This window comes from Acidovorax sp. BoFeN1 (genome assembly GCF_003345135.1).
GTDB lineage: Bacteria > Pseudomonadota > Gammaproteobacteria > Burkholderiales > Burkholderiaceae_C > Acidovorax > Acidovorax defluvii.
Map to the genome: position 1 here is coordinate 1 of NZ_QOZT01000169.1, position 1255 is coordinate 1255.

Below are 1255 nucleotides of genomic sequence, written 5' to 3' on the forward strand. Positions count from 1 at the left end.
CTAGTACATCGTTTCCGCAAAAGCTTTACGTTTCAGCCATTTGGAAGTCGAAGCTCTTCCATTGGAAGCGAACGGGTTGGGCATTCATCTCGTCGATGCCTTTGAGGATGCGCAGCTTGAGTTCGTCGAGCGAAGCGACCCGGATGTGCCGCAGGAACGAGCGAGCCATCTTCGAGAAGGCCGACTCGACGAGATTGAGCCAGGAGCCGTGCTTTGGGGTATGCACGTACTCGAAACGTCCGGGGCGACTCGCCAAGTAGGCCATCGTCTCCTTGGAGATGTGGGCGCTGTGGTTGTCCAGCACGACGCGGATAACGGCCTCGCTCGGGTAGTGCGCATGCAGGCGCTCGAGCAGTGCGATGAACTCGCGACTGCGATGGCGCGGCTCGACGTTGGCGATGATCTCGCCGCTGTGCAGGTCCAGCGCTGCAATGATCGACAAGGTGCCGTGGCGCACGTATTCGTGATCACGCCCCACGCCGGGGTGTACGCCGGCCACCGGCGGCAGATCGGGGGCTGTCACGCCGAGTGCCTGCACGCCCGGCTTCTCATCGACGCTGACGGTATAGATCGACGCGGGACGCGCGTCGTGGACCGCATCGGCGCGGTACAGGTTCACGTCGCGATAGACCATCAGCACTTCGGCCATCTTGCGCTCGAACTGCGCGTCGCGCCGCTCAAGGTAGTAGCGCACGCGGTGTGGCTTGAGTTCGTGGGCGTCGAGGATGCGCCAGACCGTGGTCTTGCCCGCCCGAGCCAGTCGCGCGAAGCCCGCGCTGTGTGCGTTCGCGCTGACGTGCGCGGCCAACGCCGACAGCGTCCACAGCTCTGCGGCGTAGCCCAAGTCCTTGGGCTTGCGACAAGCCAAGTCCACGACCCACGCACGAGCGTCATCGGTGATTTGCGGTGGGTGCGGCCGGTGGTAGCGATCCTGCAACCCCGTCGCCACACCCGTCGCCAAGGCCTTGTCGATGCATTTGTAGATCGTCGGGCGGGATGTACCCAGTGCGCGCTGTATCTGCGTGGGCGATTGCCCATCGGCGTACGCCAGCAGCACCCGGGCTCGTTCGACTTCGCGCGTCGGCGCCGTGCGCGAGCCCGCAAGTTCGTCGAGCATTGCCTTGTGCTCCCCGCTCAACACCAACGCCGCTCGCCCCGTCCGTCTTGCCATGCCAGCCTCCAAAAGGAATCGCTGGGTTGGCATGATCGCACATGATCACATTTACGTAAATGTTTTAACGGAACGATGTACTAG

1 protein-coding gene is annotated in these 1255 nt (G+C 63.2%); it reads right to left on the bottom strand.

The genetic code is table 11. The annotated features are described in order from the left end of the window. Window positions 1–25: 25 nt before the first annotated feature. Window positions 26–1171, bottom strand: coding sequence for an IS630 family transposase (locus tag DTW89_RS19070; protein WP_114657076.1), 1146 nt, complete (start codon window positions 1169–1171; stop codon window positions 26–28). Window positions 1172–1255: the final 84 nt, after the last annotated feature.

What these genes read in the sequence shown, in the direction of transcription:
- DTW89_RS19070 (WP_114657076.1), bottom strand. Translation starts at nt 1,171, where the DNA reads ATGGCAAGACGGACGGGGCGAGCGGCGTTGGTGTTGAGCGGGGAGCAC.